Origin of the sequence: Desertibaculum subflavum (assembly GCA_003576705.1) — a bacterium.
Taxonomy (GTDB): domain Bacteria; phylum Pseudomonadota; class Alphaproteobacteria; order Ferrovibrionales; family Ferrovibrionaceae; genus Desertibaculum; species Desertibaculum subflavum.
The window spans coordinates 14,790-29,509 of record QOZS01000062.1 but is presented as its reverse complement, the minus strand read 5'-3'; the positions used below and the strand labels follow the sequence as shown (position 1 = coordinate 29,509).

Below are 14,720 nucleotides of genomic sequence, written 5' to 3'. Positions count from 1 at the left end.
CGGGCGCGGGCCGCCGAAGCCGCCGCCTCCGCCACCGAACCGATCACCGCCACCGAACCGGCCGCCGCCACCGCCGAAGCGGCCGCCTGCGCCAGCGCCACCGCCGCCACCGAAGCGCGCGCCTTCCGGCGGCGCCTCACCTGGCTGGACATCGGCGACGCGGGTGACCTGGCGGCCTTTCTGGCCCTGGCCGACCTGCACCTTCACCTTGGATCCGGGTGCCACGCTGTCGTGACCTGCGCCTTGCAGCACCGCCACGTGCAGAAAGGCATCGCCCGATCCGTCTGCCATCTCGACGAAACCGAACCCCTTCTCGGGGTTGAACCACTTGACCGTCGCGTCGAGCTCCGGACCTTCCGCCACGGGCTGCGTCCGCGGGGCGAAGCCGCCCGGTGGCCTGGGCGGCCGGAACGCCGGCGCGCCGAAATCCGGCGGCGGAAAGTCGTCATCGAAGCCGCGCCGGCGCGGCCCTCGAAAATCCCGGCCTTTACCCATCTCTCTTGTCCTCGTCCTCTCTTGGCTCGCGGGCGTGTCGCCTCTCCACTCCCGCTCTCACGGTGGACCGCTCGTCCACCGGTCGCTCTGTTCAAGTCCCATCCTGCCCGGCCGTTTCCCCACCCGGAAGGAAGCCTACAGACTAGCACGACATACGACGAAGGCGAGTAGCCGTTCGCGCGACCAAGCAACTCCACGTGATTGATCCAAGTTCCGGCAAATTTGCCGCTGTTTGAGGCAGTACTGCCGGCCGGGACGGCCGCCGGAGGCCAGGCGCATCCGTCGGTTCTGCCGATATAATGCGTCCATGAGCTCGCCCGCCGCCATCGTTTCCCCACCGCCGGAACTCACCGGAACGATCGATCCCGTCACGCTCTCGGTGATCCAGAACGGTCTCGCGCAGGTCTGCAACGAGATGGATCTGGCCTTCTGCCGCGCCGCCTTCTCGCCGGTCATCTCCGAGGCGATGGACCGTTCCGACGGCATCTACCATCGCGAGACGGGCGACCTGATTGCCCAGGGCGAGATGGGACTGCCGGTCTTCGTCGGCACCATGCAGTTCTCCACCCAGGCGGTGATCGCCCGGGCGAAGGATGTGAAGCCGGGCGACGTCTTCATCGTCAACGATCCCTATCTCGGCGGCACCCATCTGATGGACGTGCGCTTCGTGAAGCCGTTCTTCTACCGGGGGCGCCTGTTCGCCTGGCTCGCCAATACCGGCCACTGGCCGGATGTCGGCGGCGCGGTGCCGGGCGGCTTCTCCGCCAATGCGACGGAGGTGGAGCAGGAGGGGCTCCGGCTGCCGCCGGTCAAGCTCTACAAGCAGGGCGTGCTGGACGAGGAAATCCTCGCCATCATCCTCTCCAACATCCGCATTGCCGACCAGCGGATCGGCGACATCAAGGCCCAGGCGGCGGCCTTGGCCATCGGCGAGAAGCGGCTCGCCGCCCTGATCGACCGCTATGGCGACAACGTGGTCGAGACGGCGATCGCCGAACTCAGGGCGCGCGCCAGCCGGCAGATGCGGGCGCGCATCGCGACGATTCCGGACGGCACCTATCGCGGCGAGGCCTTCGTCGATTCCGACGGCGTGGAGGACAGGCCGCTGCGCATCGCCATGACGATCGAGAAGCGGGGCGAGACCTTGCGCTTCGACATGGCGGGCTCCTCGCCGCCCTGCAAGGGGCCGATGAACAGCGTCATCGCCACCACCAAGTCGTCGATCTATCTCGCCATCAAGCACATCTTTCCGGAAGTGCCGATCAATGCCGGCACCTTCGAGCCCCTCGAGATCGTCGAGCCCAAAGGCACGTTCCTCTATGCCGAGTATCCGCGCCCCGTCTCCGGCTGCGCGGCGGAGGTGAGCCAGCGCATCGCCGAGGCCGTGTTCGCCGCGCTGACGCCGGCGATCCCGGACAAGCTGTTCGCGGCGCCGGCCGGCACCTCCGGCAATTTCGCGCTCGGCGGCACGGATCCGAAACGCGGCCGCGCCTATGTGATGTACGTGATCTCCGGCGGCGGCTATGGCGGCTTCGCCGGCGGCGACGGCATCTCCAACGGCTGCTCCACCATCGGCATCTCCAAGACCACGCCGATCGAGGTGATGGAGCAGTACTACCCGGTGCTGTTCGAGGAATATTCGCTGAACGAAGGCTCGGGCGGCGCCGGCGAGCGGCGCGGCGGCTTCGGCATCAACTACCAGATCACGCTCCGCCGCGGCGAGGCGCGCGCCTCCATGGTGATGGACCACGGCCGCATCGGCCCGCAGGGCGTGCTCGGCGGCGGCGATGGCGGCGTCAACAAGGTGACGGTGGTGCAGGGCGGCAAGGCATACGTGCCGCCGCATCTCTCCAAGGACCAGGACATCCGCATCCAGGCCGGCGACCGCGTGTGCGTCTCGACGCCGGGCGGCGGCGGCTATGGCAATCCGATGCGGCGCGATCCGGCCCTCGTCGCCCGCGACATCGGCCGCGGCTACTACACGCGCGAACAGGCGCGCGCGCTCTATGGCGTCGTTCTGGACGCCCGGGGCGAGGTCGACCGGGATGCGACCTCGACCTTGCGGGGCGGCGGCGCATGAGCGTGCCGCACGACCTGCCGCTCAGGTTCCGCTCGCTGGAGCTGCCGGTCGAGCATGTCGAGGATGCCCGCCTGCGCGCCCTGGTGACCTATTGGCACCACAAGTGCGCGGGCCGTCGCATGCCGGCGCGGCGCGAGATCGAGCCGGCGGATTTCCGCGACCTGATGGGCCGCATCCTGCTGCTGGACGTGCTGCGCGATCCGCTGCGCTTTCGCTTCCGTCTGGTCGGCACGCTGCTGGTGGAGGCGATCGGCTTCGATCCCACCGGCAAGCTCACCACCGAAGCGGGCCCGCGCGGCTATCTGGACGAGGTCGAGGGCCATTACCGCGCCGTGGTCGAGCGCCGCGCGCCGATCTATCACCGCATCACCTTCGACTGGGTCTCGACCGAGATGGGCGTGCCGGCGACCCTGCAGCGCGACTATGTGCGCCTGCTGCTGCCGCTCGCCGATGACGGCGAGAATGTGGACATGATCCTCGCCGCCTCGGTCAGTGACGCAAGCTGGGGCCTCGCCTGGCGCAAGGCCACCGGCACCGAGCGTTGAAAATAGATCCACCACGGAGAACACAAAGGACGCGGAGGCACGCGGAGAAAAGCTTTTGATCGCGCTTTGCGCGATCGAAGGAAAACTCCGTGTGCCTCCGTGCTCTCCGTGGTGAAAAAAAGATACTCAGTACGAGCGGGGCATGCCGAGGACGTGTTCGCCGAGGTAGCTGAGGATGAGGTTGGTGGAGATCGGCGCGGTCTGGAACAGGCGGCATTCGCGCCACTTGCGCTCGATATCGTATTCGCGGGCGAAGGCGAAGCCGCCGAAGGTCTGGAAGCAGGCATCGGCGGCGTGCCAGGCGGCTTCCGAGGCCAGCATCTTCGCGGTGTTGGCCGCCTCGCCGCAATCGAGCCCGGCGGCGAACAAAGCCGCCGCCTTGCGGTTCATCAGGTCGGCGGCTTCCGTCTCGGCATAGGCCCGGGCGATCGGGAACTGCACGCCCTGGTTCATGCCGATCGGCCGGCCGAACACGACGCGCTCGTTGGCATAGGCCGTGGCGCGCTTGATGAAGTAGCGGGCGTCGCCGATCGCCTCCGCCGCGATCAGGGTGCGCTCCGCGTTCATGCCGTCGAGGATGTAGCGGAAGCCGCGGCCCTCCTGGCCGATCAGGGACGAGGCCGGGATGCGGAGGTCGGAGAAGAACACCTCCGTCGTGTTGTGGTTGATCATCGCCGGCAGCGGCCGGATCTCCAGCCCGTTGCCGCGCGCCGCGCGCATGTCGACCAGGAAGACGGAGAGCCCGTCGGCCTTGCGCTTCACCTGGTCGGCCGGCGTGGTGCGGGCGAGCAGCAGCATGAGGTCGGAGGCGAGCGCCCGGCTGGTCCAGACCTTCTGGCCGTTGACGACGTAGCTGTCGCCGTCCTTCACCGCGCGGGTCTTGAGCTGGGTCGTGTCGGTGCCGGTGGTCGGCTCGGTCACGCCGAAGGCCTGCAGGCGCAGCTCGCCGCTGGCGATCTTCGGCAGGTATTCGCGCTTCTGCGCCTCCGAACCGTGCCGCAGCAGCGTGCCCATGATGTACATCTGCGCGTGGCAGGCGCCGGCCGAGCTGCCGGAGGCATGGATGGTCTCCAGGATCACCGCCGCGGCGCGCAGCGGCAGGCCGGCGCCGCCATACTCCTCCGGGATCAGCGCGCCGAGGAAGCCCGCTTCGGTCAGCGCCTTGACGAACTCGGTCGGATAGGCGCTGTCGTCTTCCAGCTTGCGCCAGTAGCTGCCGGGAAAGCCTTCGCAGATCTTCGCCACCGCGGCGCGGATATCGGCGTAGTCCTCGCCGAGTTCGAGATTGACCGGTGCGCCCGGATGCGCGGCGACGTTCATTGCAATCACTCCGTTGGCATGAGCCCTCTCCCTCACTGAGGGAGAGGGTTGGGTGAGGGTGAGCGGAATCCGGCAGAGCGCCCGATCATCCCCTCACCCCTGACCCCTCTCCCGCGGTGAGGGAGAGAGGGAGATTACTCCGCTGCCTGCGCGAAGCCGGCGGCCGGCGCGTAGCCTTTCGGCACGCCGGCGCGGGCCAGCGCCCCGTGCAGCGGCTCCTCGGCCGGCAGGCCGGCGCGCACGATGTCGCGCACCTGCACCAGTTTCTCCAGATCGATGCCGGTGCGCAGCCCCATCGCCTCGCACATGAAGGCCATGTCCTCGAACACCACGTTGCCGGTGGCGCCCGGCGCATAGGGGCAGCCGCCGAGGCCGCCCAAGGTGCCGTCGAGCCGGCGGATGCCGGCATCCAGCGCCGCCGCCGCGTTGGCGAGGCCGAGGCCGCGGGTGTCGTGCAGGTGGATGCCGATCTCGACGCCCGGGAAGGCCTTGATCGCTTGCAGGCAGAGCGCCTTGATCTGCGCCGGGTTGGCATAGCCGACGGTGTCGGCGAGCGAGATCGCGTCGGCGCCGGCGGCGAGCGCTTCCTCCGCCATCACCATCACGGCCTTCGGATCGACATTGCCCTCGATGGTGCAGCCGAACGCGGTGGCGAGGCCGAATTTCAGCTTGATCGGCTTCCAGGCCGGATTGCTGTCGCGCAGCTTGACGATGTGGCGGAAATCCTCGACCGAATCCTTCGGCAGGCGCTTCACGTTGCGCAGGTTGTGGCTCTCGGAGACGGAGCAGACGTAGTTCAGCTGATGCACGCCGAGCTCGAAGCCGCGCTGCGCGCCCTTCAGGTTCGGGATCAGGGCGGAGACGACGAGATCCGGAATCTGCAAGCTGTGCGCCACGATCTCGGCCGCATCCTTGAATTGCGGGATCAGCTTCTCCGGCACGAAGGAGCAGACCTCGATCTCGGCGACGCCGGCGGCGGCTTCGGCCGAGATCCAGGCCTTCTTCGCCTCGGTGGCGAAAAAGGCGTGCACGTTCTGCAATCCATCGCGCAAGCCTGCCTCGCGCAGGATGACGTCGCGTTGGGTCATGGCTTCCTCCGTCTCACTTGCCTTTGAAGACCGGCTTCCGCTTTTCGTTGAAGGCATTGATGCCTTCATGCCGGTCCTCGGTGGGCACGGTCCGATTGTACGCCTCGATCTCGAACATGTATCCGGTCTTGCGGTCGAGCTCGGTCGCGCGGTCGATCGATTTCTTGGCCTGGCGCACCGAGATCGGCGCGTTCTCGGCGATCTTTGCCGCCGTCGCCAGCGCCTCGTCCATCAGCTTGTCGGGGGCGCATACCTTGTTGACGATGCCCCATTCATAGCCTTCGGCCGCGGTGAAGGGCTGGCCGGCCAGGATGATCTCCTTGGCGCGGCGCGGGCCGCAGGCGCGCGGCAGGTTCTGCGTGCCCATGCCGCCCGGCAGGATGCCGCGCGTCACCTCGGGCAGCGCGAGGCGCGCGCCCTCGGCGGCATAGATGAAGTCGCAGCACAGCGCCATCTCGGTGCCGCCGCCGAAGGCGTGACCGTTGACGGCGCAGATCACCGGGATCGGGCAGTCGATCATGGCCATGAAGGCCTGTTCGAAAATCGCGTGCTGGCGCTGCCAGGTGGCATCGGTCATGCCCTGGCGCTCCTTCAGGTCGCCGCCGCCGCAGAACAGCTTGCCGGTGCCGGTCAGCACGATGCAGCGCGCCGCGGTGAAATCGACATAGAACTGCCGGAACAGCTCGAACAGCTCCTCGCCCATCTTGGTATTGGTGGCATTGCCGACCTCGGGCCGGTTCAGCGCAATGCGCAGGACATGCTCCCGCGGCCGGTCCAGCAGCAGCGTCTCGTAAGCCTTCTCGGTCATAGCTTTATGCGTTCCTCCAAGCGTCCGGACGCTAGGAGGGAGGGGAGGGGGTGTCAAATCGGCCGGGTCAGATATCAAGTGTGTGTCCGGCGCCTCGCCGGATGGGCGGGACGGCCGGCCGAGGGGGCCGGACGGGCGCAATTCTTAACGATTCCTGTCGCAGCATCGGCGGCGTTCTCAGCAGCGACCCGCTCGGTGCCGCCATGGCCACAGATGCCGCCTCCAAGCGCAGCCGGAACGGCGCGCCCGACTCCCTGGGCACCGGGGTGGAGACGGCGCGTCCTCTCGACCCGGCGGATTGGGCTCAGTTCCGGGAGCTCAGCCACCGGGCGCTCGACGAGGCGATCGACCGGCTCGCCACCATCGAGACCCGCCCGGTCTGGCAACCGATGCCCCCCGAGATCCGCAATTCGTTCGAGAGCCCGATGCCGCGGTCCGAGCGGGCGTTCGGCGAGGTGCTGGACGAATATCGGGCTCGCATCGAGCCCTATGCGACCGGCAACGCGCACCCGCTCTTCATGGGCTGGGTGCATGGCGCGGGAACGCCGGTCGGCATGGTCGCCGAGATGCTCGCGGCCGGCCTCAACGCCAATTGCGGCGGCCGCGACCATGTCGGGCTGGAGGTCGAGCGACAGATCGCGCGCTGGGCGGCGGAGCTGTTCGGATTGCCGCCCGACGCCTCCGGCATCTTCGTCACCGGCACGTCGATGGCGAACTTCCTCGGCCTGTTGGTCGCGCGCAACGCGGCGCTGGGCGACAGCGTGCGGGCGGAGGGGCTGCGCGCCGCGCCGGCGCAGCTGGTGGCCTATGCCTCCGAACAGGCGCATGGCTGCATCAGCCAGGCGCTGGAGCTTGCCGGTATCGGCTCGCGGCATCTCCGCCTTGTGCCGGTCGATGCGGCAGGGGCGATCCGGCTCGATCGGCTCGATGCCGCGATCGCCGCGGATCGCCGCGCCGGCTTGCGGCCATTCCTGCTGGTCGGCACCGCCGGCACGGTGAATACGGGCGCCGTCGACGATCTGGAGCGGCTGGCCGGGATCGCGGTGCGGCATCAGCTCTGGTTCCATGTCGATGGCGCGTTCGGGGCGCTGGCGGCGCTATCGCCACGGCTGCGGTCTCGGCTCGCCGGCATCGAGCATGCCGATTCCATCGCCTTCGACTTTCACAAATGGGCGCATGTGCCCTACGACGCGGGCTTTCTGCTGGTGCGCGACCCGGATGCGCACAAGCGCACCTTCGCCAATCCCGCGGCCTATCTGGCGCGCGCGCCGGAAGGGCTCGCCGCCGGCGAAACCTGGCCTTGCGACCTCGGCCCCGATCTGTCGCGCGGCTTTCGCGCACTGAAGGTGTGGTTCACCTTCCAGACCTTCGGCGCTGACCATATCGGAGCCGCGATCGAGCATTGCTGTGCCGTGGCGCAGCATCTGGAGCGCCGCCTGCGGGGGAGCGCGCTGTTCGAGCTGGCCGCGCCGGTCGGCCTGAACATCGTGTGCTGGCGCGTGCACGGGGCCGCGGATGACGGCATCCACCAGGCCATCGCGATGGAACTGCAGAAGCAGGGCATAGCGGTTCCCTCGCTCACCACGCTCGACGGCCGGCCGGCGCTGCGGGCGGCGATCGTCAACCACCGCACCGACAAGCGCCACATCGATGCCTTCGTCGAAGCGATGAGCGCCCTCGCCGAGCGCAAGCTGCGTAAATCCCACCTGAGCGCGTGATCCGCCACCGCCCGGGACAGGGCGCCGTCACGCCGTCCCTGCTATGCTCGCCGCCATATGATCCACGGACCAGGGAAGCAACCGTGGGCCATCGCATCAACCGGGCGATCGAGCTGCTCGAAGCGGGGCAGGCGATCTACTACACCGGCCACCACACCGGGCACGTGCTGACCGAGGGGCAGGGCCGGATCGATGCCGGCACCTGGGCCGATTACATCAATGTCGGCATGGAGCATGGCGCCTTCGACATGGCGGGTTTGGCCGCCTATCTGAAGGGGCTGGCCGAAAGCGGGCCGACGCGGTCGGGCCATCGCATGCCGGCGGTGATCGTCGAAGCGCCGGTCAACGGCATCGACGAAGCCAATGTGCGCTTCAATGCCTGGCAGTTCCGCCAGATCCTGGCGCGCGGGGTGCACGGCATCCTGCTCTGCCAGGCGGAGACCCCGGGCGCGGTGCGCGCCTTCGTCGAGAGCTGCCGCTATCCGCATCACACCATCGGCACCGATCCGGCGCTGCCGACGCCGCTCGAGCGCATGCGCGGCGCCGAGGCGCGCGCGTCGAAGGGCCTCGGACTCGGCAAGCGCGGCCGTGGCTCCGAGGCCGAGGCGGCTTCGGTCTGGGGCGTCAGCGTGGCGGAGTATTTCGCCTGCGCCGAGCCCTGGCCGCTGAACCCGCAGGGCGAGCTCCTGCTCGGCGTGAAAATCGAGAGTCCGGAAGGTGTCGCCCATGTCGACGAGATCCTCGCCGTGCCGGGCCTCGGCTTCGCCGAGATCGGGCCGGGCGATCTCGGCCTCGCCTTCGGCGATGTCGCACTCAGGCTCGATCCGTACCGGCCGGAGCTGCAGGAGGCGCGCGAGAAGATCCGCGCCGCCTGCGCGCGCAACGGCCTCGCCTTCCTCGAAGTCTGTTCGCCCGCCAATATCTGCGCGCGGATCGACGAGGGCGTGCGCGTCGTCGCCGGCGGCAACGAGGAGACGGCGCGGATCGGCCGCGCGCATCAGAAGCGAGCCATGCCGGTTTAGCATTTCGCCCGGTGCGGCTCCCCAGCGATGATCGGCGGCGGGGAAACGCAGAAGGGGCGGATCGGAACATGCCGGCGGAAGCGGCCGTCGCGATCGTGCTGCTGGCGGCGCTGGCGCATGCCGGCTGGAACGCGCTGGTCAAGACCAGCGGCGACGGCTTCCTGGTCCTGGTGGCGATCCGGCTCACCGGGCTCGTATTCGGCGTCGTTATGCTGGCGATCGTGCCCTGGCCGGCGGGGCCGAGCTGGCCCTGGCTGATCGCCGCCGCCCTGATCCACTACGTCTATTACATCCTGCTCACCAACACCTATCGCCTCGGCGATCTGAGCCAGACCTATCCGCTGTCGCGGGGCGTTGCGCCGCTGCTCGTCGCGGCGCTGGCCTGGATCGCGGGGGAGGCCTTGTCGGCAACTGGCATCGCCGGCGTCGCGCTGACCGCCATGGGTATTGCCGTGCTGGCGCACGCGGTCGGCCGCGCGCCGGTCAACGTGACTCTGTTCGCGCTCGGCACCGGCGCCGCCATCACCGGCTATACGACGGCAAGCGGAATCGGCGTGCGCCTCGCCGAGGGCGTGCTCGGCTATTCAGCGGCGCTCGAAGTGCTCACCGGCCTCGGCGTGATCGGCTACGCGCTATGGGATCGCGGACCAAGGCTCTGGCCGCAGCTCGCGGGCCTCGGACTCAAAGGACCGCTCGCCGGCGCGCTCTCGGTCGGCGGCTATGTCGTGGCCTTGTGGGCGATGACCGTGCTGCCGCTCGCGGTCGTCGCGGCGCTGCGCGAGACCAGCGTCGTGTTCGGCGCGCTGCTTGGCGTCCTGCTGCTGCGCGAGCCGCTGGGCACACGCCGCGTGATGGCCGCGGCCATGGTGGCGACCGGCGCCGCGGTGATCACGTGGGCGAAGTGACCGCCTACCGCCCGCCGCCCACCCGCACATAGAGCGTCTGCCTGCCGCCTTCCTCGCCGCGGCGCTGCAGTTCGAAGCCGCCGGCCGCTTCCATCAGCGAGGAGAAGTTCTTGTGGCCGAAATTGCGCGGGTCGAAATCCGGCAGGCGCTTGCCGACCAGGGTGCCGACCTGGCCGAGATGGGCCCAGCCGGTCTCGTCGGCCGAGGCCTCGACCGCGTCGCGCAGGGCGGCCAGCGGCAGGTCCTTGGCGTCCGGCTTGGCGGACCTGCCGCGCCGGCCGCGACCGGCCGGCTTCTCGGGTGCCGCGGCGCTCGGTGCCACCGCGGCCTTCGGCGTCTTGCGCAGGATCTCGGTGTAGATGAAGCGGTCGCAGGCGGAGACGAAGGAGGTCGGCGTCTTGCGCTCGCCGAAGCCGTAGACGGCGACGCCTTCCTCGCGGATGCGGCTCGCCAGCCGCGTGAAGTCGCTGTCGGACGAGACGATGCAGAAGCCGTCGAAGCGCTTGGAATGCAGCAGGTCCATCGCGTCGATGATCAGCGCGCTGTCGGAGGCGTTCTTGCCCACGGTGTTGCGGAACTGCTGGATCGGCTGGATCGAATGGGCGAGCAGCTTTGGCGGCCAGCGGGAGAGCGTCGGGTGCGTGAAGTCGCCATAGGCGCGCTTCACCGAGGCGGTGCCGAGCTTGGCGATCTCCGCCAGCAACTCGTCCAGCACCGCGGCCTGCGCATTCTCGGCATCGATCAGCACCGCCAGCCGATCCGTTCGTTCGGTCATATCGTCTTTCCTCTTGTCCGGCCGACAATGTAGCGGATCGCAGCGGCTGGGGCGCGGCAATCCATGTTGCTAGACTGCGCAGCATGGACGGCATCGCCCCGGACCGCCTGCAGGTGGAACGCGACGCGGCCGGCACCGTCGCCTTCGTGCGCTGCGTGCCGGAGCCGCGGCTCAGCCCCCATGTCTACGCCTACTACGGCTATGAGGAGGCGACCGGCCACGCCATGCGCCGGCGCGAGGTGCCGAGGCCGCATGTCGTGCTGATCGTCGATCTCGGCCCGACGCTTCGCTTCCTCGATCCGGTCACCGAGGCGGTGACGGCAATGCACCGGGGCGGTTTCGTCGCCGGCCTGCACGGTGCCTATGTGCTGACCGAGACCTCTGGCAGCCAGAGCGGGCTGCAGGTGAATTTCACCCCGCTCGGCGCGCGGCATTTCTTCGGCCAGGCCTTGGCGTCGCTGGTCGACCAGGTGGTGCGCATCGACGACGTGCTGGGGCCGGCGGCGGCGCTCTGGGCCGAGCGCCTGGCCGCCACGCCGAGCTGGCCCGCGCGCTTCGCCATCATCGAGGCGCTGCTGATCCGGCGCATGGCGACGGCCTCGCCCCCACCCGCGCGGCTGGTACAGGGCTGTCGGCGCCTCGCGGCCAGCCGCGGCCGGGTCGAGATCCGCCGCCTCGCGGCCGAGCTCGATTGCAGCCGCCAGCATCTGGTGACGCTGTTCAAGGACGAGCTTGGCCTGGCGCCCAAGCTGATCGGCCGCATGCTGCGCTTCAACCACGCGACCGCGCTGCTGGAAGCGGGCACCGAGCCGGACATGGCGGCCGTGGCTCTCGCCACCGGCTACTACGACCAGGCGCATATGAACCGCGATTTCCGCGCCTTCGCCGGCGGCAGCCCGGGCGATTTCCTGCGCCGCCGGCTGCCCAACGAAGGCGGCCTCGCCGGCTGACATTCTTCCAAGACGGCGCGGCGCTGCCGCCTAAAGTCACGGCCATCCCAGCGATGGAGTGCAGCGATGACGAGCTACGATCCCAAGACGGCGCCCAACATCTTCCCGGGCCTGCGCTACGCCGATGCGCCCGCCGCCATCGAATGGCTGAGGCGTGCCTTCGGCTTCGAGGTGCACATGGTGGTGCCGGGCGAGGGCAACACCATCGCCCATGCCGAACTCCGCCTCGGCGCCGGCATGATCATGCTGGGCTCGATGAAGGACGACGCGCACGTGCTGCTCAGCCCGAAACAGGCCGGCGGCTGCACCCAGAGCATCTATCTTGTCGTCGACGACGTGGATGCGCTGCACGACCGGGCCAAGCGGGCCGGCGCCGAGATCTTCTTCGGCCTGCGCGATACCGAATACGGCTCGCGCGATTTCGGCTGCCGCGACCCGGAAGGCCATGTCTGGAACTTCGGCACCTATTCGCCTTATGCGGAGGCGAAGTAGCGTCCCGGGCGATGCCCGGGACGCTTCCGTCTTTGCTTACGCGCGCCGGCGCCGGGCGGCGAAGCCCATGCCGATCAGCGCAGTGCCGAACAGGGCCAGCGCGGCCGGTTCCGGCACATCGGCCGAGAACACGGTGATGTCCATCAGGTTGGCGTCGACTGCGCCGATGAAGCTCAGCGCACCGGTCGCCAGGTTGACCGTGTAGATGCCCTCGCCCGGCAGGCCGACCTGGCTCGACGACAGATAGGCGAGGTCGGTGTCGCCGGAAATGTCGAACCCGACATCGGCGAGCGCGTTGAACGCCTCGCCCGCATCCTGCACGCCGTCCAGGTCGAGATCCAGGAACAGCGCCAGGTCGCCCACCTGCGTGCCGTTGTTGGGTGGGCTCTGGATGCGCAGCAGATCGGCATCGCTGTCGATCGTGTACTGCGTGGTCGATGCCGCGCCATCGCGGTTGTTCGAATACGCCGTGCCGTTGATGGCGAAATCGATCTCCGGCGTGCCCTGGACGCGGCCGAGAACACCGTCGATGCGCGTCGCGCCGGCGGCGCCGCCGGCGGCCCGGCCGCCGGGGTTGGTGGCGAGATTCTGCTCGGCATCGCTCACCACCCGGATCAGGTCGACCACCGGATTGACGTCGAGGCCGAAGCGCTGGCCGTTCAGCAGAATCGGCATCGCCTCGTTGCGCACCGCAACGCCGCCATTGCCGGAAACCAGCGTGGCGATCGCGCTGCTGTTGCCGGTGAACGGATCGATGGTGACGATCCGGGCGCCGACATTGACGCCGCCCGTGTCGTACTGGCCGACCACGCCGTAGACCTTCTGGTCGTGCGGGCGGTAGTCGATGCCGATCAGCCGCTCGCCGGCGCCAAGGCCGCTGACGTTGCTGGCGCCCAGGGTGGCGCTGGGCAGGGCGCTGTCGAACAGCACGATCGAGGCGCCGCCGTCGCGCAGGCCGACGATCATCTCGCCGGCCGTGGCCTGGCCGGCGCCGAGCGCGAGCAGGCTGCCCGCGGCCAGCAGGGACATTTTCTGAATGGACATTACAGGGTCTCCTTCAAAGGCTTGCTCAGAGCAAACCGTTGGCAGACCTCCCTCTCCGCCCGCCAAGCGGCCGGAAATCAATGAAGCAAAGTAAATGCCAGAAGTAAAAATTGGCAGAAATCGCCGATTTTCCCAGTTATCACTCTTTTGATATTACTGCATCCGTAAAGACAATTGACGAATGCGACGAATTATCACGAGAATGCGATTTTATGTTCATTTCGTGAAATATTCGAGACTGCTGCGAAGCCCTGCATCCGCGGGCATCTTTGGTGGATAGTAGATTGAATGCGGAAGGCCGGACCCTCGATCGGTCGGGCGGCTAAGCCCGTCGGTCGAGCACCGCCTTCGTGTCCGCGCCCAGTTCGGGAGCCGGGCGGTTGACGCGGGGTCGCTCGCCGTCGAAGGCGATCGGCAGGCCGATCAGCTGGTACTTGCCGCCCTCGACCGGATGCACGATGTCGAGCGCCTTGGTCTGCGGGTGGTCGAGGATCTGGTCGACGGTCTGGATCGGTGCGCAGGGCACGCCGGCCTTGTCGAGCAGCGCCTGCCAATGGGCGCGCGGCTGGGCGGCGAAGATCGCGGCCAGCAGTGCGTTCAGCGCCGGCAGATTGGCGACCCGCGCCGTATTGGCGGCGAAGCGCGGATCCTGCAGCCACTCGGCCTGGCCCAGCGCCTCGGCCAGCTTGGCGAACAGCCGGTCGTTCGAGGCCGCCACGATCAGATAGCCGTCGGCGCAGGTATAGGCCTGGTAGGGCGCGATGCCGCGCACGCCGGAGCCGAGCCGCCGGGGCAGCTCGTCGGTCGCCATGTAGTCGGCGGTGTAGAAGGTCATCCATTGCAGCGCCGTCTCGTAGAGCGAGGCATCGACGATGCCGCCCTTGCCGGTCTGGTGGCGTCGCGCGATGGCGGCCAGGATGCCGATCACGCACCACATGCCGGTGCCCATATCCATCACCGAGATGCCGCAGCGCACCGGCGGCTGGCCGTCCTCGCCGGTCACGCTCATCACCCCGCCGAATGCCTGCATCAGCGCGTCGTAGCCCGGGCGGTCCTTCAGCGGCCCGACGGCGCCGAAGGCGTGCAGGTTGCAGTAGATCAGCCGCGGGTTCAGCGCCGTCAGCGTCTTGCCGTCGATGCCGTACTTGTCGACCGTGCCGGGGCGCATGTTCTGCAGCACCACGTCGGCCGTCTCGACGATCAGGCGCTTGAGGCTGGCGAGCTCCTCCGGCCTGGTCATGTCGACCACGACCGAGCGCTTGTCGCGGTTCATCGCCTGGAACAGGGTCGCGCTGCCGTGCCAGAAGGGCGGGCCCCAGCCGCGCGCATCGTCGCCTTCCGGCCGTTCCACCTTGATCACTTCGGCGCCGAGGCTCGCCAGCACCGCGGTGCCGAACGGCCCCGCCACGTTGCTGCCCATCTCGACCACGCGGATCCCGGAAAGCGGAAGTTGCTGCGACACGGCGTTTCCCTCACAA

The 14,720-nt window shown here is 68.6% G+C and carries 14 protein-coding genes; 7 read left to right on the top strand and 7 right to left on the bottom strand.

The genetic code is table 11. From position 1 onward, the window contains the following. On the bottom strand, positions 1 to 495 hold a 495-nt coding region (locus tag DT074_RS23905; protein WP_162915164.1), incomplete at its 3' end, for a cold-shock protein. 307 nt (positions 496 to 802) lie between these two features. On the opposite strand from DT074_RS23905, the gene DT074_RS23900 reads away from it, so the two are divergent. Further along, positions 803 to 2,575: a hydantoinase B/oxoprolinase family protein gene (locus tag DT074_RS23900; RefSeq protein ID WP_119422384.1), complete on the top strand. Its 1,773-nt coding sequence runs from the start codon at positions 803 to 805 to the stop codon at positions 2,573 to 2,575. Next, positions 2,572 to 3,120 (top strand): PAS domain-containing protein, encoded by a 549-nt coding sequence (locus DT074_RS23895; protein WP_119422383.1) that lies wholly within the window; start codon positions 2,572 to 2,574, stop codon positions 3,118 to 3,120. Before DT074_RS23900 ends, DT074_RS23895 begins: the two co-directional genes overlap by 4 nt. Positions 3,121 to 3,246: 126 nt before the next feature. Here DT074_RS23895 and DT074_RS23890 read toward each other — a convergent pair whose 3' ends face one another. The 3 genes from DT074_RS23890 to DT074_RS23880 all read right to left on the bottom strand — a co-directional run bounded on the left by DT074_RS23890 (position 3,247) and on the right by DT074_RS23880 (position 6,336). Then, on the bottom strand, positions 3,247 to 4,440 hold the full coding sequence (locus DT074_RS23890; RefSeq protein WP_119422382.1) for an acyl-CoA dehydrogenase family protein: 1,194 nt from the start codon (positions 4,438 to 4,440) through the stop codon (positions 3,247 to 3,249). A 134-nt stretch (positions 4,441 to 4,574) separates the two neighbouring features. Further along, positions 4,575 to 5,528: a hydroxymethylglutaryl-CoA lyase gene (locus tag DT074_RS23885; RefSeq protein ID WP_119422381.1), complete on the bottom strand. Its 954-nt coding sequence runs from the start codon at positions 5,526 to 5,528 to the stop codon at positions 4,575 to 4,577. Positions 5,529 to 5,541: 13 nt separating this feature from the next. Continuing rightward, positions 5,542 to 6,336, bottom strand: a complete 795-nt coding sequence (locus DT074_RS23880) for an enoyl-CoA hydratase/isomerase family protein (protein ID WP_119422380.1) — start codon at positions 6,334 to 6,336, stop codon at positions 5,542 to 5,544. 203 nt (positions 6,337 to 6,539) lie between these two features. Here DT074_RS23880 and DT074_RS23875 point away from each other — a divergent pair, with 203 nt between their 5' ends. The 3 genes from DT074_RS23875 to DT074_RS23865 all read left to right on the top strand — a co-directional run bounded on the left by DT074_RS23875 (position 6,540) and on the right by DT074_RS23865 (position 9,981). After that, on the top strand, positions 6,540 to 8,054 hold the full coding sequence (locus DT074_RS23875; protein ID WP_119422379.1) for a pyridoxal phosphate-dependent decarboxylase family protein: 1,515 nt from the start codon (positions 6,540 to 6,542) through the stop codon (positions 8,052 to 8,054). 83 nt (positions 8,055 to 8,137) lie between these two features. Then, complete coding sequence (locus DT074_RS23870; protein ID WP_119422378.1) at positions 8,138 to 9,076, top strand: aldolase/citrate lyase family protein; 939 nt, start codon at positions 8,138 to 8,140, stop codon at positions 9,074 to 9,076. A 68-nt stretch (positions 9,077 to 9,144) separates the two neighbouring features. Then, the gene (locus DT074_RS23865) at positions 9,145 to 9,981 is read left to right on the top strand and encodes an EamA family transporter (RefSeq protein WP_119422377.1); all 837 of its coding nucleotides are present in this window, start codon (positions 9,145 to 9,147) and stop codon (positions 9,979 to 9,981) included. Positions 9,982 to 9,985: 4 nt separating this feature from the next. Here DT074_RS23865 and DT074_RS23860 read toward each other — a convergent pair whose 3' ends face one another. Beyond that, positions 9,986 to 10,756, bottom strand: coding sequence for an NYN domain-containing protein (locus DT074_RS23860; protein WP_119422376.1), 771 nt, complete (start codon positions 10,754 to 10,756; stop codon positions 9,986 to 9,988). Positions 10,757 to 10,839: 83 nt separating this feature from the next. Here DT074_RS23860 and DT074_RS23855 point away from each other — a divergent pair, with 83 nt between their 5' ends. Beyond that, a complete protein-coding gene (locus DT074_RS23855; RefSeq protein ID WP_119422375.1) occupies positions 10,840 to 11,706 on the top strand; it encodes an AraC family transcriptional regulator in 867 nt (288 codons plus the stop codon). Between the two features lie 66 nt (positions 11,707 to 11,772). Continuing rightward, positions 11,773 to 12,198, top strand: coding sequence for a VOC family protein (locus DT074_RS23850; RefSeq protein WP_119422374.1), 426 nt, complete (start codon positions 11,773 to 11,775; stop codon positions 12,196 to 12,198). A gap of 36 nt (positions 12,199 to 12,234) precedes the next feature. On the opposite strand, the gene DT074_RS23845 is transcribed toward DT074_RS23850, so the two are convergent. Together DT074_RS23845 and DT074_RS23840 are read right to left on the bottom strand one after the other, a co-directional pair. Next, positions 12,235 to 13,242, bottom strand: a complete 1,008-nt coding sequence (locus DT074_RS23845) for a DUF4394 domain-containing protein (protein ID WP_119422373.1) — start codon at positions 13,240 to 13,242, stop codon at positions 12,235 to 12,237. 322 nt (positions 13,243 to 13,564) lie between these two features. Continuing rightward, on the bottom strand, positions 13,565 to 14,704 hold the full coding sequence (locus DT074_RS23840; RefSeq protein ID WP_119422372.1) for a CaiB/BaiF CoA transferase family protein: 1,140 nt from the start codon (positions 14,702 to 14,704) through the stop codon (positions 13,565 to 13,567). Positions 14,705 to 14,720 lie beyond the last annotated feature (16 nt).